General features: G+C 71.7%; 16 protein-coding genes. 6 read left to right on the top strand and 10 right to left on the bottom strand.

All coding sequences use genetic code 11. From position 1 onward, the window contains the following. The first annotated feature begins 30 nt into the window (after nucleotides 1–30). On the top strand, nucleotides 31–1,431 hold the full coding sequence (locus tag ACIO3R_RS17430) for a caspase domain-containing protein (protein ID WP_402106475.1): 1,401 nt from the start codon (nucleotides 31–33) through the stop codon (nucleotides 1,429–1,431). A gap of 60 nt (nucleotides 1,432–1,491) precedes the next feature. Here the strand turns inward: ACIO3R_RS17430 and ACIO3R_RS17425 are convergent, their stop codons facing one another. The 6 genes from ACIO3R_RS17425 to ACIO3R_RS17400 form a co-directional block, all read right to left on the bottom strand. Then, nucleotides 1,492–3,087, bottom strand: coding sequence for a 4-coumarate--CoA ligase family protein (locus ACIO3R_RS17425; protein ID WP_402106474.1), 1,596 nt, complete (start codon nucleotides 3,085–3,087; stop codon nucleotides 1,492–1,494). Between the two features lie 148 nt (nucleotides 3,088–3,235). Then, a complete protein-coding gene (locus ACIO3R_RS17420) occupies nucleotides 3,236–4,396 on the bottom strand; it encodes an acyl-CoA dehydrogenase family protein (protein WP_402106472.1) in 1,161 nt (386 codons plus the stop codon). After that, complete coding sequence (locus tag ACIO3R_RS17415) at nucleotides 4,393–6,348, bottom strand: acetyl/propionyl/methylcrotonyl-CoA carboxylase subunit alpha (protein ID WP_402106471.1); 1,956 nt, start codon at nucleotides 6,346–6,348, stop codon at nucleotides 4,393–4,395. Before ACIO3R_RS17415 ends, ACIO3R_RS17420 begins: the two co-directional genes overlap by 4 nt. Before the next feature lie 8 nt (nucleotides 6,349–6,356). Further along, on the bottom strand, nucleotides 6,357–7,955 hold the full coding sequence (locus tag ACIO3R_RS17410; RefSeq protein WP_402106468.1) for an acyl-CoA carboxylase subunit beta: 1,599 nt from the start codon (nucleotides 7,953–7,955) through the stop codon (nucleotides 6,357–6,359). After that, nucleotides 7,952–9,667 carry an acyclic terpene utilization AtuA family protein gene (locus tag ACIO3R_RS17405; RefSeq protein ID WP_402106618.1) on the bottom strand — a complete coding sequence of 572 codons (1,716 nt, stop codon included), beginning with the start codon at nucleotides 9,665–9,667 and terminating at the stop codon, nucleotides 7,952–7,954. The genes ACIO3R_RS17410 and ACIO3R_RS17405 overlap by 4 nt, the downstream gene beginning before the upstream one ends. A 107-nt stretch (nucleotides 9,668–9,774) precedes the next feature. Then, nucleotides 9,775–10,575 carry a TIGR03084 family metal-binding protein gene (locus ACIO3R_RS17400; protein ID WP_402106466.1) on the bottom strand — a complete coding sequence of 267 codons (801 nt, stop codon included), beginning with the start codon at nucleotides 10,573–10,575 and terminating at the stop codon, nucleotides 9,775–9,777. 376 nt (nucleotides 10,576–10,951) lie between these two features. On the opposite strand from ACIO3R_RS17400, the gene ACIO3R_RS17395 reads away from it, so the two are divergent. Then, entirely contained in the window at nucleotides 10,952–11,905 is a 954-nt protein-coding gene (locus ACIO3R_RS17395; protein WP_402106463.1) for an alpha/beta fold hydrolase, read from the top strand. A gap of 96 nt (nucleotides 11,906–12,001) precedes the next feature. On the opposite strand, the gene ACIO3R_RS17390 is transcribed toward ACIO3R_RS17395, so the two are convergent. Together ACIO3R_RS17390 and ACIO3R_RS17385 are read right to left on the bottom strand one after the other, a co-directional pair. Beyond that, nucleotides 12,002–12,499 carry a phospholipase gene (locus tag ACIO3R_RS17390; RefSeq protein WP_385029310.1) on the bottom strand — a complete coding sequence of 166 codons (498 nt, stop codon included), beginning with the start codon at nucleotides 12,497–12,499 and terminating at the stop codon, nucleotides 12,002–12,004. Nucleotides 12,500–12,859: 360 nt separating this feature from the next. Further along, on the bottom strand, nucleotides 12,860–14,014 hold the full coding sequence (locus ACIO3R_RS17385) for a DUF3103 family protein (protein ID WP_402106461.1): 1,155 nt from the start codon (nucleotides 14,012–14,014) through the stop codon (nucleotides 12,860–12,862). A gap of 325 nt (nucleotides 14,015–14,339) precedes the next feature. On the opposite strand from ACIO3R_RS17385, the gene ACIO3R_RS17380 reads away from it, so the two are divergent. Then, complete coding sequence (locus tag ACIO3R_RS17380) at nucleotides 14,340–15,245, top strand: alpha/beta fold hydrolase (RefSeq protein WP_402106459.1); 906 nt, start codon at nucleotides 14,340–14,342, stop codon at nucleotides 15,243–15,245. A gap of 25 nt (nucleotides 15,246–15,270) precedes the next feature. Here the strand turns inward: ACIO3R_RS17380 and ACIO3R_RS17375 are convergent, their stop codons facing one another. Next, the gene (locus ACIO3R_RS17375) at nucleotides 15,271–16,233 is read right to left on the bottom strand and encodes a DMT family transporter (RefSeq protein WP_385029301.1); all 963 of its coding nucleotides are present in this window, start codon (nucleotides 16,231–16,233) and stop codon (nucleotides 15,271–15,273) included. Nucleotides 16,234–16,403: 170 nt separating this feature from the next. Between ACIO3R_RS17375 and ACIO3R_RS17370 the strand changes: the two genes are divergently transcribed. The 3 genes from ACIO3R_RS17370 to ACIO3R_RS17360 all read left to right on the top strand — a co-directional run bounded on the left by ACIO3R_RS17370 (nucleotide 16,404) and on the right by ACIO3R_RS17360 (nucleotide 18,193). Next, nucleotides 16,404–17,372 carry a LysR family transcriptional regulator gene (locus tag ACIO3R_RS17370; protein WP_402106456.1) on the top strand — a complete coding sequence of 323 codons (969 nt, stop codon included), beginning with the start codon at nucleotides 16,404–16,406 and terminating at the stop codon, nucleotides 17,370–17,372. A gap of 138 nt (nucleotides 17,373–17,510) precedes the next feature. Beyond that, the gene (locus ACIO3R_RS17365) at nucleotides 17,511–17,792 is read left to right on the top strand and encodes a prevent-host-death family protein (protein WP_362955933.1); all 282 of its coding nucleotides are present in this window, start codon (nucleotides 17,511–17,513) and stop codon (nucleotides 17,790–17,792) included. Continuing rightward, nucleotides 17,789–18,193 (top strand): type II toxin-antitoxin system VapC family toxin, encoded by a 405-nt coding sequence (locus ACIO3R_RS17360; RefSeq protein WP_402106453.1) that lies wholly within the window; start codon nucleotides 17,789–17,791, stop codon nucleotides 18,191–18,193. The genes ACIO3R_RS17365 and ACIO3R_RS17360 overlap by 4 nt, the downstream gene beginning before the upstream one ends. On the opposite strand, the gene ACIO3R_RS17355 is transcribed toward ACIO3R_RS17360, so the two are convergent. Further along, entirely contained in the window at nucleotides 18,190–21,051 is a 2,862-nt protein-coding gene (locus ACIO3R_RS17355) for an FAD-binding and (Fe-S)-binding domain-containing protein (RefSeq protein ID WP_402106450.1), read from the bottom strand. The genes ACIO3R_RS17360 and ACIO3R_RS17355 overlap by 4 nt on opposite strands. Nucleotides 21,052–21,155: the final 104 nt, after the last annotated feature.

The following is a 21,155-nucleotide window of genomic DNA, read 5'->3' as shown; positions in this document are numbered from 1 at the left end:
CCTCGCTGAACCAGTTGGAGAGTTGAAGCAATGTCCAAGCCCTGGACGCCCGACGGGGCTTCCTCCCGTGCGCTGCTGATCGGCGTATCGGACTACAAGTCCCCCGGCCTGGAGCAGATTCCCGCCGTACGGAACAACCTCGACGCACTCAAGGACGCCCTCTCCGGCGAACGCGGCCTGCTCCCCCCGGACCACATCCGCGTCCTCGGCGCAAACGGCACCCCGGTCGACCGAGGTGCGATCGGCAGGGAGCTCTCCTCCGCCCGGCGTGAGGCCGAAGACCTGCTGCTCGTCTACTACGCCGGCCACGGTCTGCTCGACAACAACGGCCTTCTCCACCTGGCCGTCACAGGCACCGACCCCGATCCCGACAAGAGCACCGGCTTCACCGCTCTGCCCTTCCAGCTCCTCAAGCGTGAACTGGCACAATCCCGCGCCAAGGCAAGGGTCCTCGTGCTCGACTGCTGCTTCTCCGGCCGAGCCGTAGCCGCCATGAGCCCCCAGCACACCCTCCTCGCCGGCCAACTCGACCTGAACGGCACCTACACACTCACCTCCACCACAGCAACCGCCCCCTCACACGCCCCACCCGGCGCCCACCACACCGCCTTCACCGAAGCCCTCCTGAGCGCCCTCACCCAACCCGAAGCACACACCCTCGACGACATCTACCAACACATCGACCAAAAACTGAACAGCACCGGCCTGCCCCGCCCCCAAGCCCGATCGGTCAACGCAGCCAGCAACCTCGTCCTCACCCGCGGACCAGTCAAAACAAAACCCCCCACCACCCACACACCCACACCCACACACCCACCCGGCCCACCAGAAGTACGATTCAGGGCAAAAGTCAGCTGGCGCAAGCGCCTCCCGAACCCATTGCTCATGTTCTGCCTCCCACTCTTTTTGCTTCTACTCTTCGGTGCGTCGATCGGCGCGGGGTTCACTTTCAAAGGGGCGGTTCTCCTTCTGATGAGCCTGCCCGTGCTGCTCGCCATGCGAGTCTCCACGAGGAATGTTCGGGCAAAATACGCAAGCTTGTCCATCGACGGCACCAGCCTGTCGGTGGACAAGCCCGGATGGCCCTCGTTTCGAATTCCCTGGGAGCACGTCTCCCACCTCGGAGTTCTAGATAACTACGTCTTCAGTACGAAAAACCACGGCGTCCTGAAAGCGGAGAAGGTTTTGGTTGTCCGGCTACAGCAGAGCAGCCCTCGCATCAAGGGAACCTGGTTCGCTCCGGCGAAGGGGAACGAGGTTCCCCATTCTCTCAACAGAATCAGGTACGTCGGTTTCCCGATTCAGGACTTCAATGCGGACCCGACGCAACTCCGCCAGGCAGTCGAACGCCTCAGCGACCGGCCGTACCGATCCGATCTGGAACTCGGCGAGCTCGACCCACGGCTCCGTACCACGGTGCCGTGGATGTAGACGCCCCGCACATGGTCCGGCCGGTGGCCGCGGTCCGCGTGGTCACAGGTTGCGGCTCCCTCAGTGCGGCTTCTCCCGGTCCCGCAGTTCGCGGCGCAGGATCTTGCCGGACACGGCGCGGGGTACGGCGTCGATGAACTCGACCCGCCGGATCTTCTTGTACGGGGCGACGCGCTCGGCGACCCACGCCATGACGTCGTCCGCCGTGAGGTCCACGGGGGCGACGGACGGGTGGCGGACCAGGCAGGCCTTGGGGACCTCGTTGCCGTCGGCGTCGTACACGCCGATGACGGCGGCGTCGGCTATGGACGCGTGGCCGAGCAGCAGTGCCTCCAGTTCGGCGGGGGCGACCTGGTAGCCCTTGTACTTGATGAGTTCCTTGACCCGGTCGACGACGAACAGCCAGCCGTCGTCGTCCACGCGGCCGATGTCGCCGGTGTGCACCCAGCCGTCGGCGTCGATCATGGCGGCGGTGGCGTCGGGGCGGCCGAGGTAGCCCTTCATCACCTGCGGGCCGCGGATCAGGATCTCGCCGTCGGTGTGGGTTCCGGCGTCCTCGCCGGAGGCGTCGAGGGAGACGATGCGCATCTCGGTGTTGGGCAGCAGGGTGCCGACGGCTCCGGGCGGCGGGTTCTCGGCGGCCAGCGGGACGACATGGGTGCCGGGCGAGAGCTCCGTCATCCCGTACGCCTGGCGCACGGGAGGCAGTCCGAGGCGGGCCGAGCAGGCGGCGGCGAGTTCGGCGTCGAGCGGGGCGGCGGAGCTGACGATGTACTCCAGCGAGGACAGGTCGTAGCGGTCGACGACCGGGTGCTTCGCGAGGGCCAGCACGATCGGCGGGGCCACGTACAGGCCGGTGATGCGGTGCTTCTCGATCGCGGTCAGGAACTGGGGGAGGTCGAAGCGCGGCAGGACGACGACGGTGGCGCCGGTCCGCAGCGGCGCGTTCATCAGGGCGGTCAGCCCGTAGATGTGGAAGAAGGGGAGCACGGCCAGGATGCGGGCGCCGGCGCCCATGGGGACGAAGGGGCGCAGCTGTTCCAGGTTGGTGGCCATGGAGCGGTGGGTGAGCATGACGCCCTTGGGGATGCCCGTGGTGCCGGAGGAGTACGGCAGCGCGGCGATGTCCTGGGCGGGGTCGATGGTGATCATCGGTTCGGGTGCGGTGGTGGTGAGCATGTCGAGGACCGAGGTGTGCCCTTCGGCCCGGTCGCAGACGAAGATCTCCTCGATGCCGCCGACGAGTTCGGCCGCGCGGCGGGCCGTGTCCAGGAGCGGGGAGACGGTGACGATCCAGCGCGCGGAGGAGTCGCGGAGCTGTTTGGCGAACTCCTCGGCCGTGGCGAGCGGGTGGGCGGTGGTGACGGTGGCTCCGGCCCGGGTGGCGCCGAAGAAGACGGCGGGGTAGGCGATGGTGTTCGGGCTGTGCAGGGCGAGTACGTCGCCCTTGACGAGACCGGCGGCGGCCAGCCCCGCGGCGATCTTCCGGTGGAAGGAGTCGAGCTGCCGGTAGGTGAGCCGGCTGCTGTCGTCCGTACCGTCGATCAGGGCGACCGTGTCGCCGTACTCCGCGGCGGCCTGGCCCAGCACCGCGTCGTGGATGGCCGTGTCGAGTGGCTGGACGTCGGGGTAGTCGCTCCGGAACACGTGCACCATGGCGGGAGTCCCTTCGATGCGGAATGGCGGGGCGGCGGCGGGAACGGGCCGCTCCGTACGACGCGTGGGTGGCGTGCGGCGCCGGGGCCGGGATCCGCGAAAACCCGGGGCGGGTCCCGTACGGCGTGGAGGGACAGGATGGCTGCTGTCAGTACGACTTGGGGAGACCCAGGGACTGATGGGACACGTAGTTCAGGATCATTTCCCGGCTGACCGGTGCGATCCGGGCGACCCGGGACGCGGTGATGAGGGAGCCGAGGCCGTACTCGCGGGTGAGGCCGTTGCCACCGAGGGTGTGCACCGCCTGGTCGACGGCCTTCACGCATGCCTCCCCGGCCGCGTACTTCGCCATGTTCGCGGCCTCGCCCGCGCCGACGTCGTCCCCGTCGTCGTAGAGCCGGGCGGCCTTCTGCATCATCAGCCGGGCCAGTTCGAGTTCGATGTGCGCCTGGGCGAGGGGGTGTGCGATGGCCTGGTGGGCGCCGATGGGCTCCTTCCACACCTGGCGGGTCTTCGCGTACTCGACGGCGCGGCCCAGCGCGTAGCGGCCCATCCCGATGCCGAAGGCCGCGGTCATGATGCGTTCCGGGTTGAGCCCGGCGAAGAGCTGGAGGAGGCCCGCGTCCTCGTCGCCGACGAGCGCGTCGGCGGGCAGCCGCACCTCGTCGAGGACCAGCTCGAACTGCTTCTCCGGCGCCTGGAGTTCCATGTCGATCTGCGAGCGCCGGAAGCCGGGGGCGTCGCGCGGGACGATGAAGAGGCAGGGCTTCAGCTTGCCGGACCTGGCGTCCTCGGTGCGGCCGACGATGAGCGTGGCGTCGGCGATGTCGACGCCGGAGACGAAGACCTTGCGGCCGGTGAGCAGCCACTCCTCGCCGTCGCGGCGGGCGGTGGTGGTGATGCGGTGCGAGTTGGAACCGGCGTCCGGCTCGGTGATCCCGAAGGCCATGGTGAGGCTGCCGTCCGCGAGGCCGGGCAGCCACTGCCGCTGTTGTTCGTCGGTCCCGAAGCGGGCTATGACGGTGCCGCAGATGGCGGGCGAGACGACCATCATGAGGAGCGGCGAGCCGGCCGCCCCCAGCTCCTCCAGCACGATGGAGAGTTCGGCCATGCCGCAGCCTCCGCCGCCGTGCTCCTCGGGAAGGTTCACGCCGAGATAGCCGAGCTTGGCGGCCTCCGCCCACAGCTCGTGGGGGTGGGCGCCGTCGCGGACGACGGCGGTCATGTAGTCGCGTCCGTACCGCTTGCCGAGGGCGGCGACGGCGGCGCGCAGGGCCTGGTGCTCTTCGCTTTCGAGGACGGTGCTCATGCGGTCTCCTCAACGGGTGCGGATGCGTCGTCCGTGACGACTGCGAGCAGTGCGCCGACCTCCACCTGGAGGCCGGGTGCGGCGTGGAGCGCGGTGAGGGTGCCGGTGGCGGGGGCGAGGACGCGGTGCTCCATCTTCATCGCCTCCAGCCAGATCAGCGGCTGCCCGGCCTCGACGGCGGACCCGGCCGCCAGCCCCTCGGCCAGACGGACCACCGTGCCGGGCATCGGGGCGAGCAGGGAGCCGGGTTCGGTCCGTTCGGCGGGGTCGGTGAAGCGGGGCAGGGCGGTGAAGGCGTACGAGCCGGTGGCGGTGTCCACGTACCGCCGGTCGTCGTGGCCGTGGACGTCGAAGTGCCGGGTGACGCCGTCCGTTTCGAGCGTGACGCGGCCGGGACTCGCGGAGACGACGCGGACGCCCTCCGCGGGGGCGGCGAACCCGTCGCGGGTGGTGCGGTAGGTGATCTCGTGCTCGCCGCCGTCCGGTTCGCTGCGGTAGCGCCTGAGGCGGGGCTGCGAGGGGAGGTTGCGCCAGGCGCCGAAGCGGGTGACGCCTGGGGTGGCGGTGTTGCGGGCCGCCTCCGCGAGGGCGGCGGCGGTCGCGGCGAGCCGGACGGCCGCCTCTTCGGGTGCGGGGGTCAGCGCCTTCAGGTGGCGTTCGTAGAAGCCGGTGTCCAGGCGGGCCGCCACGAAGTCCGGGTGGCGCAGGGAGCGTACGAGCAGGTCGCGGTTGGTGACCGGGCCGTGGACGCGGGCGCGCTCCAGGGTGCGGGCCAGGAGGCGTACGGCTTCGGTGCGGGTGGGGGCGTGGGCGATGACCTTGGCGATCATCGGGTCGTAGTGCACGCCGATGGTGTCGCCGCCGGTGTATCCGGTGTCCAGGCGCACGCCGGGTTCGTCCGGTACGTCGAGCGAGAGCAGTGCTCCGGTCTGTGGCTGCCAGTCGCGGGCCGGGTCCTCCGCGTAGAGCCGGGCCTCGACGGCGTGCCCGGCGGGGTGCGGGGGTGCGGCGGACGGCAGGGGTTCGCCCTCGGCGGTGCGCAACTGGAGCGCGACGAGATCGAGGCCGAACACGGCCTCGGTGACGGGGTGTTCGACCTGGAGGCGGGTGTTCATCTCCAGGAAGTACGGCCGCCCGTCGTCGGTGACGAGGAATTCGACGGTGCCCGCGCCCCGGTAGCCGACGGCCCGTGCGGCGGCGACGGCGGCGTCGTGCAGCCGGTCGCGCAGCCCGTCGTCGAGACCGGGTGCGGGGGCCTCCTCGATGACCTTCTGGTGGCGGCGCTGGAGGGAGCAGTCGCGGGTGCCGAGCGCCCAGACGCCGTCGTGCGCGTCGGCCATGATCTGGACCTCGACGTGCCGGCCGCGCTCCACGTAGGGCTCGGCGAAGACCTCGCCGTCCCCGAAGGCGGACAGCGCCTCGGCTGACGCTGCCGTCAACTCGTCTTTCAGAGCGTCGAGTTCGCGGACGATCCGCATGCCCCGGCCGCCGCCGCCCGAGGCCGCCTTGAGGAGCAGCGGCAGGTCCTGCGCGCGGGCCGCGGCCGGGTCGACGGGGGCGAGGAGCGGGACCCCGGCGGCGGCCATCAGCTCCTTGGCGCGGGTCTTGGACGCCATCAGCTCGATGGCCCTGACCGGCGGGCCGACCCAGACCAGCCCCGCGTCCCGCACGACGGCGGCGAACCCGGCGTTCTCGGAGAGGAAGCCGTACCCGGGGTGGACGGCGTCGGCGCCCGCCGCGAGGGCGGCGGCGACGACGAGGTCACCGCGCAGATACGTGTCACCGGGTGCGGCCCCCGGCAGCCGTACGGCGGTGTCGGCCTCCCGTACGTGGAGCGCGCCGGCGTCCGCGTCGGAGTACACGGCGACGGTCGCGATGCCGAGTGCGCGGCAGGTGTGGAAGATGCGGCAGGCGATCTCGCCGCGGTTGGCGACAAGCAGAGTGGTGATCATGTGTGTCCTCACATCCGGAAGATGCCGAAGCCGCCGCGGGCGCCCTCGACCGGTGCGGTGTGGATGGCCGACAGGCACATCCCGAGGACGGTCCTGGTGTCGCGCGGGTCGATGACCCCGTCGTCGTACAGCCGCCCGGACAGGAACATCGGCAGGGACTCGGCCTCGATCTGCTGCTCCACCATGGCGCGCAGTGCGGCGTCCGACTCGTCGTCGTACGGGCGTCCCTTCGCGGCGGCGGAGGCGCGGGCGACGATGGAGAGCACCCCGGCCAGTTGCTGCGGGCCCATGACGGCGGACTTGCTGCTGGGCCAGGCGAACAGGAAGCGCGGGTCGTACGCCCGGCCGCACATGCCGTAGTGCCCCGCGCCGTAGGAGGCGCCCATCAGCACGGACAGGTGCGGGACCTTCGAGTTCGACACCGCGTTGATCATCATCGCGCCGTGCTTGATGATGCCGCCCTGCTCGTACTCCTTGCCGACCATGTAGCCGGTGGTGTTGTGGAGGAAGAGCAGCGGGATGTCGCGCTGGTTGGCGAGCTGGATGAACTGGGCGGCCTTCTGCGACTCCTCGCTGAACAGCACGCCCTGCGCGTTGGCGAGGACGCCGACCGGGTAGCCGTGCAGCCGCGCCCAGCCGGTGACCAGGCTGGTCCCGTAGAGCGGTTTGAACGCGTCGAAGTCCGAGCCGTCGACCAGCCGGGCGATGACCTCGCGCGGGTCGAAGGGCACCTTCAGGTCGCCGGGCACGATCCCGATCAGCTCGTCCTCGTCGTACTTCGGCGGCTCGGCCGGGCCCGGATCTCCGTGCGCCTTGCGCCAGTTGAGACGGGCGACGATACGGCGGGCCTGCCGCAGGGCGTCCTGCTCGTCGACGGCGAAGTGGTCGGCGAGACCCGAGGTGCGGGCGTGCATCTCGGCGCCGCCGAGCGACTCGTCGTCGCTCTCCTCACCGGTCGCCATCTTCACCAGCGGCGGACCGCCGAGGAACACCTTGGACCGGTCCTTGATCATCACGGTGTGGTCGGACATGCCGGGGACGTACGCCCCGCCGGCCGTGGAGTTGCCGAAGACGACCGCCACGGTCGGGATGCCGGCCGCCGACAGCCGCGTGAGGTCGCGGAACAGCGCCCCGCCGGGGATGAAGATCTCCTTCTGCGAGGGGAGGTCGGCACCGCCCGACTCGACGAGGCTGATGGTGGGCAGCCGGTTGGCGAAGGCGATCTCGTTGGCGCGCAGGGCCTTCTTCAGCGTCCAGGGGTTGGAGGCGCCGCCGCGTACGGTCGGGTCGTTGGCGGTGATCAGGCACTCCACTCCCTCGACCACCCCGATCCCGGTGACGAGCGAGGCCCCCACCGCATAGTCACTGCCCCAGGCGGCGAGCGGCGACAGCTCCAGGAACGGGGTGTCCTCATCGACCAGGAGCTCGATGCGCTCGCGGGCCGGCAGCTTGCCGCGCGAGCGGTGCCGCTCGACGTACTTCTCACCGCCGCCCTCCAGCGCCTTGGTGTGCGCGGCGTCGAGTTCGGTGAGCTTGTCGAGCATGGCCGCGCGGTTCGCGCTGTATTCGGGGCTCGCGGTGTCGAGCCCGGTGGGCAGGACGGTCATGCGTGCACCTCCGGTGCGTCGGCGCCGCCCAGAAGGGCCACGGGTATCTCCAGGTGGCGCGAGCGCAGCCACTCCCCCACCGCCTTGGCCTGCGGGTCGAAGCGGTGCTGGGCGGCGACGCCCTCGCCGAGCAGCCCGTGGACGGTGAAGTTCAGGGCGCGCAGGTGGGGCAGGACATGGCGTACGACGGTGAGCGGGGCGGTCTCCGGGAGCAGTTGGCGGAAGCGCTCGACGGTCAGCTCGTGGGCCAGCCACCGCCAGGCCTCGTCGCTCCGCACCCACACCCCGACGTTGGCGTCCCCGCCCTTGTCGCCGCTGCGGGCGCCCGCGAGCCGCCCGAGCGGTGCGCTGCGGGTGGGCAGCCCGGCGGCCAACGGCTCGGGCAGTGAGGGCTGTTCGACGTCCGCGAGGACCTGCGTCCGTGCGGGCGGTTCCTGCGTCTCGCGCCGCCCGTCCGGGAGCACGGCGACCTGCGTCACCTCCTTCGCCGGTACGTACCGGGCCTCGAACACCCCGTAGGGCGCGCCCTTCCCGGGCGGGGCGGTGACGTGGAAGCCCGGGTAGCTGCCGAGGGCCAGCTCGATCGCGGCACCGGACAGGGCCCGCCCGACGGCGTCCGGGTCCTGGTCGCGGACGACGAGCCGGAGCAGCGCGCTCGCGGTCTCCTCGCTCGCGGCGTCGGCCCGGTCGGTACGGGCAAGCTCCCACCGCACCTCTTCCGGCCGGCGCCCGGCACGGTCGAAGGCGTCCGCGACCTGGTCCCGGACGAGCTGCGCCTTGGCCTCGACATCGAGTCCGGTGAGGACGAAGACGACCTCGTTCCGCCAGCCGCCGAGCCGGGTGAGTCCGGCCTTGAGGGTGGGCGGCGGGGCCTCACCCCGCACCCCGGAGATCCTGACCCTGTCCGGGGCTTCCTGTGCCAGCCGTACGGTGTCGAGGCGGGCGGTGACGTCGGGTCCGGCGTACCGGGCGCCGCCGGTCTCGTAGAGCAGTTGGGCGGTGACCGTACCGATGTCGACGACGCCGCCCGTGCCGTCGTGCTTGGTGATGACGGACGTGCCGTCGGCGTGGATCTCGGCGACGGGGAAGCCGGGCCGCCGCAGGTCGTGGCCGCGGAAGAAGGAGTAGTTCCCGCCGGTGGCCTGGGTGCCGCACTCCAGGACGTGCCCGGCGACGACGGCCCCGGCGAGCGCGTCGTGGTCCCCGGGTCCCCAGCCGAAGTGGGCGGCGGCGGGCCCGGTGACGAGCGCGGCGTCGGTGACCCGGCCGGTGACGACGACGTCGGCCCCGTCCCGCAGGCAGGCGGCGATGCCGTCGCCGCCGAGGTAGGCGTTGGCGGTGAGGTAGCCGTCGGGTACGGGGAGGCTGTCGCCCTCGACATGGGCGACGCGCACGGGCACGCCCACCTTGTCGGCCAACTCCCGTACGGCGTCCGCGAGTCCGGCCGGGTTGAGCCCGCCGGCGTTGGTGACGATCCGCACCCCGCGCTCCCGGGCGAGCCCGAGGCCCTCCTCCAACTGGCGCAGGAAGGTGGTGGCGTAGCCGCGCGAGGGGTCCTTGAGCCGGCCGCGGCCGAGGATCAGCATGGTCAGCTCGGCGAGGTAGTCGCCGGTGAGGACGTCGAGGGGGCCGCCGGTGAGCATCTCGCGCACGGCGTCGAAGCGGTCGCCGTAGAACCCGGAGGCGTTGCCGATCCGCAGCGGCGCGGGCACGTCCGTCACGTGCGACGCGGACACGTCCGTCACGTGCGACGCGGACACGTCCGTCACGTGCGACGCGGACACGGGTACGGGCGCGGGTACGGGCGCGGGTGTGTCCGTCACTTCCCGGTCTCCTGCCGCGGGGCGCGTCCGGGTCCGGCGGGCCCGGCGAAGGCCTGCGCGATGCCCAGCCACACCTCGGCGTCGGCCCCCTCGGCCCGGACGGCGAGGTCGTCGCGGTGGGCGCGCTGGGTGACGAGCAGGCAGAAGTCGTGCAGCGGCCCGGTGACCCGCTGGGCGGCGCCCTCGGGCCCGTAGGCGATCAACTCACCGCCGGGTCCCTCCAGTTCCACCCGGAACTCCTCTCCGGGCGCCTCGATCCCCCGGACGAGGAAGGCGTAGTCCCTGGCCCGTACCCCGATCCGTGCGACGTGCCGCAGCCGGGCGGTGGGGGTGCGGGTGACACCGAGCGCGTCGGCCACGTCCTGGCCGTGCGCCCAGGTCTCCATGAGCCGCCCGGTCGCCATGGAGGCGACGCTCATGGGCGGCCCGTACCAGGGGAACCGGGTCCCGGCCGGGGCCGCCCGCAGGGCCTCCTGGAGGCGCTCGCGCCCGGCGCGCCAGTGGGTGAGCAGGGCGCCGGGGGCGTACGCCGCGACGACCTCACCGGCGGCCTCGTCGACGAAGCCCTCGGGGTCCCGCATCGCCTTCGCGACCTCGTCCGCGAACTGCCCGGGGTCGGTGACGGAGAGCAGCGCCACCTCGTCGGTCCAGCTCAGATGGGCCACCTGGTGGGCGACGGTCCACCCGGCCGCGGGGGTGGCCCCGGCCCATTGCGGGGCGCTCAACCCGGCCACCAGCAGGTCGAGTTCCTCGCTCTCGCTGCGCAGGTCGTCGAGCACGGCTGAGGCATCGGACACGGTGCGCTCCCCTCGGGGCGTGGCGGTGTGCCCCGGAGCCTGCCAGCGGGACGGAAAACAATCAAGCGTGCTTGCATTATTTTTGCCGCGCGATTCCTCCGGAGCACCTCCCCCGGGCTGCCCACCCGGCAGATACCCAGCACATACCCGGCAGGCACCCAGCAAGCATCCGGCAGGCACCCGGCACCGGGGGGTACCCCCACTGTCACCCGGGGCCTCAGACAGTCATGTACCGGGCGGGCAGCCCCATCGACCGGAAATGCGGTTCCGACCAGGATTAGTGATGTCCGAAAGGGAGCCCCACCGGGCCCGCCGGACACGGCAAAAAAAGTAACCGTCCCCAGCTGTTCACATGACTCCCAGGAATGAAATAGCCATGACTGAGACCGTACGGAAGAACCGCCGCCTGCGCCCCGCCCTCGTGGGTATGTGCCTGGCCGCCGCATTGACGGGAATCTCCGCCTGTGCGGATTCGACTCCGTCCGATTCCGGCAATTCGAAGAGCCCCGGCCAGTCGTCCCGGCAGAATTCCGGTGCCCCGGCCGCCGCGAAGCCGTCGACGCCCGCCGCGGCGGCGTCCCTCCGCATGGTCGAGAACGGTGACCACAGCCTGGCCTTCCACGTCACGCCCGGCCGTCTGCCGGCTCTGGTCCTGGACGCGGGGGGCGGTGAGGACTCGTCGTACTGGAAGAAGATGGCGCCCGAGCTGGCGAAGAAGACCGGTTCCATGGTGGTCACGTACGACCGGGCCGGAATGGGGAAGAGCGACGAGGTTCCCGGGGCATGGAAAGTCGAGAACGCGGTATCCGATCTGAAGGCCGGGCTGACGAAGCTGGGAATCACCCATGACGTGATCCTGGTCTCGCATTCCCAGGCGGGCGAGGTCGCCACGTATTTCGCCAAGGAGAACCCGAATTGGCTCACGGGTGCCGTCCTCGTCGACGGAAGTCTTCCCGAGTTCTATACGGACGAGGAGACGGCGAGGATCGAAGCCGCGAACAAGGCCCAGGTGGAGGCTCTCAAGGACCAGCCCTCGACGCAGCAGACCCGCCAACTGCTCGCCACCGCGGACGGCTACGGCCCGATGCACCGCGCGTACCACCAGGTGTCCTGGCCGCAGGGCGTACCGGCGACGGCCATCGTCTCGGAGAAGACCCCGTTCGAGACCCCGGACGACGCGCGGCTCTGGCGCGACGCCCAGCAGGAGTTCGTGAAGGGCGCCCCGAACCGCGACCTCGTGACCGCCGCGAAGAGCTCGCACGACATCGCCCACGACCGCCCGGACGTCGTTGTCACCGCGGTGGGGCGGATGCTGAAGGCGGCGGGCTGACCGTGAGCGGTGACGGTGGCTTCACCGATCCGGGCGTGGCACGGGGAGGCTCGGGCCGCGATCGGGCCGGCCCGAGCCTCCGTGCCGTGGTGCGGGTCAGGCGGACTGGGCCACTCTGCCGGCGCCGGCCTTCGCCGGTGCGATGCCGAAGATGTCCACCGCGTGGTAGTACGTCCAGGCCGTGGCGTTGCACGAGGTCAGCGTCGCGCCGGAGTAGGCGGAGCAGACGCGCTTGAGGTCCTCGTAGAGGGCGGAGTCGACGCGGGCCTTGTTCGCGGAGAACGTGCCGGCGGCCTTGTAGTTGCGGTAGCCGAAGTCATGGCGGGCGCAGGCCGTTTGGAAGGGGAAGCCGAACGGGTTGTCGGGCGAGGAGCTGCAGTAGTCCGTGGACCAGTCGAAGCCGTACGCACCCCAGGCGCCCTGGTTGTTGCGGGCGGCGTTCCAGGCGTTGTAACTGGACGCGCTCGTCTGGGTCCAGGAGCTGAGGACCTGGGGCTTGTCCGCCGGGGCGGCGGAAGCGGATACGGCGGGCAGCAGGGCGAGGGGGAGCGACAGGGCGGCCGTGGCGAGCAAGGTGGCGAAGCGGCGACGCATGGACAACCTCCGGTTGATGTGGGGGGAGTTGTGGAAGCTGATCGCCTCGTGGGTCTCATGAGGCGGCTCCAGGATGCCGTCATGTACATGACTAGTGCGGCGCTTTCGTCAATCGGCCTCGCCGTTTCGGTCGAGATGGAGCCGGAAGCGGGGGAGGAATGACGAAAAATGCCTTCTGAGCCGGGACGTTGAACCTTGTCGAAGGAGTACGTCGAGCAGCAGAAGCTTCCGTCCGCGGGTAGTCGCCAACGAAAGTCTCCGGTCCGTCCGGGAGTTGAGAGCGCGGAGCACGGCCGAGCCCGGAACGGCCCCTCCAGGAGGAGAGCCGCTCCGGGCACGAGGGGGGACAGACACCAGCGGTCAGAGAGCCGCCACGTGGTAGGGCGACACGTTCATCCATCCGTTGGCCGCCGCGCCGTTGCGCGTACCCGTGGTGGCCTTGGCCAGGGTGTACCAGGAGTCGACGTAGTCGGGGTCGTCGGTCCACCAGGACGTGGGAATGGCGTCCAGGAGCGCGTCGGCCAGGGGGATGTACACCCCCTGGTCGGTGATGGTCAGCAGGGCAGTGACGATGGCCTTGGCGAGCGCCTGGTAGTTGGTGTCGCCGTCGTCCTCCATCATGACCGCGTCGGCCATCTCGTACTTGTAGTTCGACCAGTTCACGAGGATCTGGTTCGGGTAGTACGTGGTGTCGTCGTTGTTCAGGTACGGCATCTCGACGGTGTCGACGCGCGGCGTGCCGTCCTTGCCGAAGCCGGTCACCAGGGTGAAGATCTCGGCGTCACCCTTGATCCACGGCTCCTTGTCGTCGGAGAGCCGAACCGAGTTGATCAGCGTGGTGTCGATTCCCTCGGCGGCCGCCGGAGCGGCGACGTTCAGCCGGGCGGCCGGGACCGGCACCTGGAGGCCCTTCGCCTCCAGTGCCTCGTTGACGACCTTCAGGCCCTCGGTGACGGCCTTGGCGCCGTCGACGTCGACGAGGTAGACGGGCCGGTCCGGGGCGGCGGCGAGGGACAGCTCGTGGGCGGTGCCCGCACTGTCGTACGCGGTGAACGTCGACGCGTCGTCGTCGGACGGCGCGGCGGCCACCAAGGGGGCCACGCCCCCCTTGAGCGAGGCCTTCATCGACGCGTCCGCCAGGCCGACCCGCAGCAGCGAACCGACCCGTCCGCCCAGCCCCTTCGCGGCACGGACGCCCCGGTCGGCCGCCGCCACCTGCGGCGCGAGGCGTGCACCGGCGACGGTGGTGGACGTGCGGGTCAGCGCTCGCAGGTCCACCGAGTCGGCGGCCAGCGCCGCGTCCCGGACCTGTCTCCCCCAGGCCGGATCGGTGAGGGCCACCGCGAGCGAACGCGCAGTCGCGTCCTCGATACCGGCGACCGACGACACCGGCGTGGCGGCGGAATCGACCCGGTCGTTCTGTCCGGCGAACGCGGTGCCCTGGAGGGGTAACAGGGCGGTTGCGGCCAGCGCGACCCCGATCAGGGTGGTGCGCAGGGGTGTTGATGTGGTCAAGGCGGTCTCCTGCTGAATGAGTCGTGGCAATTCAGGGGGTGACAGCGGGTCTGTCTATGCGAGTAGATCTGAAGGTCTACCCGCATAGCCCCCCAGGAAAAGATGTACCGAACATGACAAAAGCAAACTCCTGAGCGCCAAGATCTTCAGGTTCGACCACTGGCCCCTGCCCCCGTCTCCTGTCCCCTGTCCCCCGTGCGAGCTACCCGCAGGTGCGCTCCGCAGCGTGATGATTCGAGGCCGCCGTCTCCGTAGCGTCAGGGCCGACGACGCATCACAGCAACCGATGCGGACCCCCTACCCCTTTTCCTGTTCGGAGGACGAAATGGCGCGCATCATCAGGAAGACCGCCCTGGCCGCACTGTGCATCACCGCGGCCTGTGCGGGACTCGTGGCGTGCGACGACGACGACGAGGGCTTCCTGGAAGGACTGGACGGCAACCCTTCGCTGTCGAAGCCCGCCCTGGACGGGCTCTCCGGAACGAAGAAGATCAGCGTCGAGGGCCATTCGGTGAACGTCTCCTGCTCCGGCAGCCCGGTCGACGGCAAGCCGGTCGTCGTCGTCCTGGCCGGGCTGGATGACGGGCTGAAGAAGACCGCCGCCTTCCGGAAGACCCTGAGCGAGAAGGACCGGGTCTGCTCCTACGACCGGCTCGGGGAAGGCGCGAGCGACGCGCCGGCCGGCCCGCAGACCATCGCCGCCAGCGGGAAGATCCTCACCGGCGTGCTCAACCAGGTCGCCGGTGACGCACCCGTCGTCCTGGCCGGGCACTCGCTGGGCGGGCTGCTCGCCGCCCGGTACGCCCCCGACCACCAGGACCGGGTCAAGGGGCTGGTGCTGATGGACGCCACGTCTCCCACGTCGAACGGGGACATCAAGAAGGTGATCCCCGAGTCCGCCACCGGCGACAGCGCGGACCTCCGCGCGCAGACCGCCGCGGCCGGCGAGGGGCAGAACCGGGAGAAGCTCGTCTTCCCCGACGCCGCGGTCCGCTCGGCCGGAGACATCCCGGTGGAGGTCATCCAGCACGGAACCAAGTACCTCGGCGCGTTCCCCGTGTACGGGGACGGCCTGGAGAAGGTGTGGTCGGAAGGGCAGCGCAAGTGGACCGCGGTCTCCAGCCGCAGCAAGCTCAGCACCGCCGCCGACAGCGGTCACTACATCTACGTCGACCGGACCGAACTCGCCGTCAAGGCCGTCCGGAGCGTCGCCGCGCAGGCCGCGGAGTAGCCCCCCGCCCAGCCCGCCCGGCCGCTCAGCCGCCGCGCGGCTTCCGCAGGCCCCTCACCTGGCTGCGTACCGCGCCCATGCTCGCCCCGATCACCAGGGCGATGGCCAGGGCGTCCGTGGTGGAGAGCGCCTGGTCGAGGATGAGGAAGCCGGCCGTGGCCGCGATCGCGGGTTCCAGGCTCATCATGATCGCGAAGGTGGGTGCGGGCAGCCGGCGCAGCGCCATCAGTTCGAGGGTGTACGGGAGTACCGAGCTCAGCACCGCGACGGCCGCGCCCAGTGCGAGCGTGCTGGGCACCAGGAGCTTCGAGCCCGACTCCATGATGCCGAGCGGCAGCGAGAGCAGCGCCGCCACCACCATCGCCATGGCCAGTCCGTCGGCCTGCGGGAAGCGGCGGCCGGTGCGGGCGCTGAAGATGATGTACGCCGCCCACATGGCTCCCGCGCCGAGGGCGTACGCGGCGCCCACCGGATCGAGGCGGTCGAAGCCGCCGCCGCTCAGCAGCAGGACCCCGCCCAGCGCGAGGCCCGCCCAGACCACGTTGACCAGACGGCGCGAGGCGAAGACCGAGAGGGCGAGCGGGCCCAGCACCTCCAGGGTGACGGCCGCGCCGAGCGGGATGCGGTCGGCGGCCTGATAGAAGAGCGTGTTCATGCCGCCCATCGCGACGCCGAACGCGAGCACCGTGCCCCAGTCGGCGCGCGAGTGCCCGCGCAGCCTGGGACGGCACACCACGAGCAGCACCAGGGCGGCGGCGGCCAGCCGCAGTGTGACGACACCGAGGGCGCCGGCCTTCGGCATCAGCAGGACCGCGACCGCCGCTCCGAACTGGACGGAGAGGCCGCCCGCCACCACGAGCGCGACCGGGGCGAGCGCGGCTCCGCGCCCGCCGGCCCGGCCCGGCCCGCCCTGTTCACCGAGGGCGGTGACGGCCTCGGGGACGGCGACTGCTGCGGCCGATTCTGCGGCGGTGCCCTGGTCGTTCACCTGTGGCCTGACTTCCTGAGTTCACGAATACGGCAGAGACCATCCAGTGCAACACACTGAACTGCCCAATTGAAGATGCTGCACTCATCCCGTGCGGCTCGTCCCCCTACCGTAGGCACCTCCGCGCGGCGCGTGAAATGCCGACTGGGCTCCCGTTATGCTTCCCGCGCATGAGTACAGGACAGGGCGCGGACCGGAGCGCGGAGACGGGCCGGGACACCGGCGGGAACACGGACCGGGACGCGGACCCGGACACCGGCCGGAGCGCCGGGCGCGGGGTCGAGATCCGTCATCTGCGGGCGTTCCTCGCCGTGGCCGACGAGTACAGCGTCACCCGGGCCGCCGCCCGGCTCCGGCTCACCCAGCCCGCCGTCTCACGGACCCTGGCCGCCCTGGAGCGGCACCTCGGCATCCGGCTCGTCGACCGCTCCACCCACCACCTGGCCCTCACCCCCGAGGGCGTCGAATTCCGCGACAAGGCCGCCGCCGCGGTGGCCGCGTTCGACGAGGCGCTCGACCCCGGCGGGCTGCGGCGGTGGCCGCTGCGGCTCGGGCACGCCTGGTCCGCGTTCGGCCGGTACACCACACCGCTGCTCCGCAGCTGGCAGGAGCGGTATCCGCAGACCCCGCTCGAACTCCTGCGGATCGACGACCGCACGGCCGGGCTGACCCGCGGCGAGGTCGACGCCGCACTGCTGCGCGGGCCGGTCGAGGCGCCCGGCCTCCTCACCGAGGTGCTGTTCGACGAGGAACGGGTCGCGGCCGTGGCGGCGGACGGCCCACTGGCGGCCCGCGCCGCACTCCGGCTCGCCGATCTGGCGACCGGCACCGTCGTCCTGAACACCGTCTCCGGCACCACGACCCCCGACCTGTGGCCGCCGTCCGCGCGGCCCGCCGCCACCCTCACCGTCGCCAACACCGACGACTGGCTGACCGCCATCGCGGCGGGCCGGGGCGCCGGGGTCTCCACCGCCTCGACCGCCGCCATGCACCCGCACGCCGGTGTCGTCTACCGGCCGCTCACCGACGCCCCGACCGTGCCGGTCCTGCTCGCCCGCCGCGACGCCCCCGGCCATCCGGCGCTCGCCGATCTCGCGGCGCTGGCCCGCGAGATCGTGGGGCGGGACGTCACGGGGTGAGGCAATCTCCCGGCCGGCGGATCGTCGATCCGTGGGCCGGCGAGATGGACGACTTCGGCCACTGCGGCGGCGGTACGGGCCGGCTGGACCGGGTGGCCGCCTGTTGCTGTAGCTACATAATGTAGCTACATTCGAAGCATGGAAACGATCGGGCTTCGCGAACTCAACCAGAACCCGTCCAGGGCCGTGGCCCTGGTGCGCTCGGGCGTGCCCATACTCGTCACCGACCGCGGCGTACCGGTCCTGCGCATGGTGCCCGAGACCGAGACACCCGATCCGCTCCGCCGCATGATCGAGTCCGGGGATGCCACTCCCCCCGCCGAGCAGGGCATGCCGGACCTGGCGCCCGACCTCGCACCGGAGCTGCCGAGCCTCTCCGGCCTGCTCCTCTCGGAGCGTGACGAGGAGCGTCGACGTTGATCTACCTCGACTCATGCGCACTGATGAAATTCATCAAGCCGGAGCCGGAATCCGCAGCCCTGCGCGCATGGCGCGCAGGGCTGCCCGAGGGCACCGAGCTACTCACGAGCGATCTGGCCCGTCTGGAGATCACCCGCACACTGCACCGGGCCGGAGCCGATCCTCAGCGCATCGCCTACTTCACGGCACAGGCCGTCCGGGGCGTCTATCTCATCGACCTCACCAGCACCGTACTGGCGCGCGCCACCGCCTACCAGGCGCGCAGGCTGGGCACCCTGGACTCCATCCATCTCGCCACCGCCGATCCGTTCCGGGTCGGCCTCACCGCCTTCGTCACGTATGACGGTGAACTGGCCCGAGCCGCAACGGACTTCGGGCTGCCGGTGCACGCACCGGCTTAGGGCCTCCCTGATTCCAGCCCCTCCGCCAGCACCTCCGCCAGGTGCCGTGCCCGTACCCCGCCCAGCTGGTCCAGCTGGGTGCGGCAGGAGAACCCGTCCGCCAGGATCTCCGTACCCGGCGCCGCCTCCCGCACCGCCGGCAGCAGCGCGTCCTGCGCGCAGGCCGTGGAGACCTCCCAGTGGCCGCGTTCGAAGCCGAAGTTGCCGGCCAGTCCGCAGCAGCCGCCGGTCAGTTCGCCGGTCAGGCCCGCCCGTTCGCGCAGCCGGCGGTCCGGTCCGTCGCCCAGGACCGCGTGCTGGTGGCAGTGCGTCTGGCCGGTGACCGGGCGGTCCAGGTACGGGGGCTGCCAGTCGGGGGCGTACTTCTCCAGGTACTCGGCCAGGGTGTGGACCGAGGCGGCCAGTTCGGCGGCGCGGGGGTCGTCGGGGAGGAGTTCCGGGAGGTCGACGCGGAGGGTGGCCGCGCAGCTCGGTTCGAGGACGATCACGGGGGAGCCGTGCGTGCCGGCCAGCCGGTCCAGGGTGCGGCGCATCACCGAACGGGCCCGGTCCAGCTGGCCCGTCGAGACGTATGTGAGGCCGCAGCACAGTCCGCGTCCGGCCGGGATCACCCGGCGGCCCGTCGCCGCCTCCACGACCTTCACCGCCGCCCGGCCCACCTCGGGCGAGAGGTGTTCGGTGAAGGTGTCGGGCCAGACGGTGGCCACCTCGTCGTGGGAGAAGAGGAACGTGCCCTTGCCCCAGCGCCCGCCCAGCCACCGGGTGAACGTCTCGCGCGCCAGGACCGGGATGCCGCGCTCCGGTGCGATCCCGGCCAGCCGTTTGGCGAGGGCGGCGAGCGGCCGCACCCGGGCCAGCGCGTTCAGCGCGCCCGCGAAGGGCGACGCCAGGCGCAGCCACGCCGGGAGCCGTCCCATCGTGTAGTGGGCGGCGGGGCGCAGCCGGTGCCGGTAGTGGTGGTGCAGGAACTCCGCCTTGTACGTGGCCATGTCGACGCCCACCGGGCAGTCGCTGCGGCAGCCCTTGCAGGACAGGCACAGGTCGAGCGCGTCCCGTACCTCCGTCGAGCGCCAGCCGTCCGTGATCACCCCGCCCGCGGGGCCGGCCAGCATCTCGTGCAGCAGCCGGGCCCGGCCGCGGGTCGAGTGGGCCTCCTCGCCGGTCGCGCGGAAGGACGGGCACATCACGTCCGGGCCCGGGGCCTCCCGCGTACGGCACTTGGCGACGCCGACGCATCTGCGTACCGCGGCCGAGAAGTCGCCGCCGTCGTGCGGGTAGCCGAAGGCCACGTCGACCGGCTCGCGGGGCAGCACGTCGAAGCGGAGGTTCTCGTCCAGCCGGGCGGGGCGGGCGAGGATGCCGGGGTTCATGCCGCCGTCCGGGTCCCAGAGGTCCTTGAACCGGGAGAAGAGGGCCACCAGTTCGCTTCCGTACATCTTCGGCAGGAGTTCGGCGCGGGCCTGACCGTCGCCGTGTTCGCCGGAGAGCGATCCGCCGTGTGCGACGACGAGTGAGGCGAGTTCCTCGGAGAAGCGGCGGAAGCGGGCCACGCCTTCGCCGCTCAGCAGGTCGAAGTCGATCCGGACGTGGATGCAGCCGTCACCGAAGTGCCCGTACGGGGTGCCGCGCAGCCCGTGTTCGGTGAGCAGGGCGCGGAAGTCGCGGAGGTAGGGGCCGAGCCGGGCGGGCGGTACGGCGCAGTCCTCCCAGCCGGGCCACGCCTCACCGCCCCCGGGCGTCCGGGTGGCGGTGCCGGCGGCGTCCTCCCTGATGCGCCACAGCGCCCGCTGCCCGGCCGGGTCGGTGACGACGGCGGTGTCCACCGCGTCGGCGGACGCGGTCCGGGCGATCCGTTCGGCGTGCGCCCGCGCCTGCGCCGGGGTGGCGCCGCCCGTCTCGACGAAGAGCCAGGCCGCGCCGCGCGGCAGCCCGGCCGGTTCGCGTACGAGGTCGGCGGCCATGCCCTCGACGGTCAGCGGGTGGTGCCGGAGGAGGCCGGGGGCGGCCTCCGCGGCGGCGGGCTCGTCGGTGTAGCCGAGTACGGCGAGCGCGCGGGCGGCGGGCGCCTCGACGAGCCGCAGTGTCGCCTCCGTCACCACGCCGAGCGTGCCCTCGCTGCCGCAGAACGCGCGGACGGGGTCGGGGCCCCGTTCGGGCAGCAGCGCGTCCAGGGCGTACCCGGAGATGCGGCGCGGGAGTTCGGGGAATCCGGTGCGCAGGAGGGCGAGGTGGCCGGCGACCAGCTCCGGGAGCCCGGCGGGGCCGGCCGCGCCCCGTTCCAGGCGGAGGGTGTCGCCGCCGTAGCGGGCGACGGTCAGGGCGTGGACGTTGTCGGCGGTGGTGCCCCAGGCGACCGAGTGCGAGCCGCAGGAGTTGTTGCCGATCATGCCGCCGATCGTGCAGCGGCTGTGCGTGGAGGGGTCCGGGCCGAAGGTGAGCCCGTGCGGGGCGGCGGCGGCCCGCAGGTCGTCCAGGACGACGCCCGGCTGGACCACGGCCGTACGGGACCCGGCGTCCAGCTCGACGACCGACCGCAGGTGGCGGGTGAGGTCGAGGACGACGCCGGTACCGGTGGCCTGCCCGGCGATGGACGTACCGCCGCCGCGCGGCACGACGGGCACCCCGTGCGCGCGGCAGACGGCGAGCGCGGCGGCGATGTCGTCGGCGTCGCGCGGGGCGACGACGCCGAGCGGCACCCGGCGGTAGTTGGACGCGTCCATCGTCGTCAGGGCCCGCGCGGTGGCGTCGAACGCGACGTCACCGCGGACGGCCGACCGCAGCTCACCGGCGAGCGCGGTGCGGTCGGGACCGGCTTCGGGGCCCGCGTCGGGGCCTGTTGTTGACTCACGAGGTGCCATCCGGCCAGGATGCCGCCGGCCGGGGCCGCCGGCCCTCCGGGCCTCCGCGTTTCCGCCGAATACGTCAATACGTCTGAATCCGTCGGGCGCTCGAACATATACGC

The organism is Streptomyces sp. NPDC087428 (genome assembly GCF_044744085.1).
In the GTDB taxonomy this organism is placed as follows: Bacteria; Actinomycetota; Actinomycetes; order Streptomycetales; family Streptomycetaceae; genus Streptomyces.
Note: the sequence above shows the minus strand (reverse complement) of the source record. Positions and strands in the feature narration are given on the sequence as shown.

What these genes read in the sequence shown, in the direction of transcription:
- ACIO3R_RS17380 (WP_402106459.1), top strand. Translation starts at nt 14,340, where the DNA reads ATGGCGCGCATCATCAGGAAGACCGCCCTGGCCGCACTGTGCATCACC.
- ACIO3R_RS17420 (WP_402106472.1), bottom strand. Translation starts at nt 4,396, where the DNA reads ATGAGCACCGTCCTCGAAAGCGAAGAGCACCAGGCCCTGCGCGCCGCC.
- ACIO3R_RS17390 (WP_385029310.1), bottom strand. Translation starts at nt 12,499, where the DNA reads ATGCGTCGCCGCTTCGCCACCTTGCTCGCCACGGCCGCCCTGTCGCTC.
- ACIO3R_RS17355 (WP_402106450.1), bottom strand. Translation starts at nt 21,051, where the DNA reads ATGGCACCTCGTGAGTCAACAACAGGCCCCGACGCGGGCCCCGAAGCC.
- ACIO3R_RS17365 (WP_362955933.1), top strand. Translation starts at nt 17,511, where the DNA reads ATGGAAACGATCGGGCTTCGCGAACTCAACCAGAACCCGTCCAGGGCC.
- ACIO3R_RS17425 (WP_402106474.1), bottom strand. Translation starts at nt 3,087, where the DNA reads ATGGTGCACGTGTTCCGGAGCGACTACCCCGACGTCCAGCCACTCGAC.
- ACIO3R_RS17410 (WP_402106468.1), bottom strand. Translation starts at nt 7,955, where the DNA reads ATGACCGTCCTGCCCACCGGGCTCGACACCGCGAGCCCCGAATACAGC.
- ACIO3R_RS17415 (WP_402106471.1), bottom strand. Translation starts at nt 6,348, where the DNA reads ATGATCACCACTCTGCTTGTCGCCAACCGCGGCGAGATCGCCTGCCGC.
- ACIO3R_RS17395 (WP_402106463.1), top strand. Translation starts at nt 10,952, where the DNA reads ATGACTGAGACCGTACGGAAGAACCGCCGCCTGCGCCCCGCCCTCGTG.
- ACIO3R_RS17370 (WP_402106456.1), top strand. Translation starts at nt 16,404, where the DNA reads ATGAGTACAGGACAGGGCGCGGACCGGAGCGCGGAGACGGGCCGGGAC.
- ACIO3R_RS17430 (WP_402106475.1), top strand. Translation starts at nt 31, where the DNA reads ATGTCCAAGCCCTGGACGCCCGACGGGGCTTCCTCCCGTGCGCTGCTG.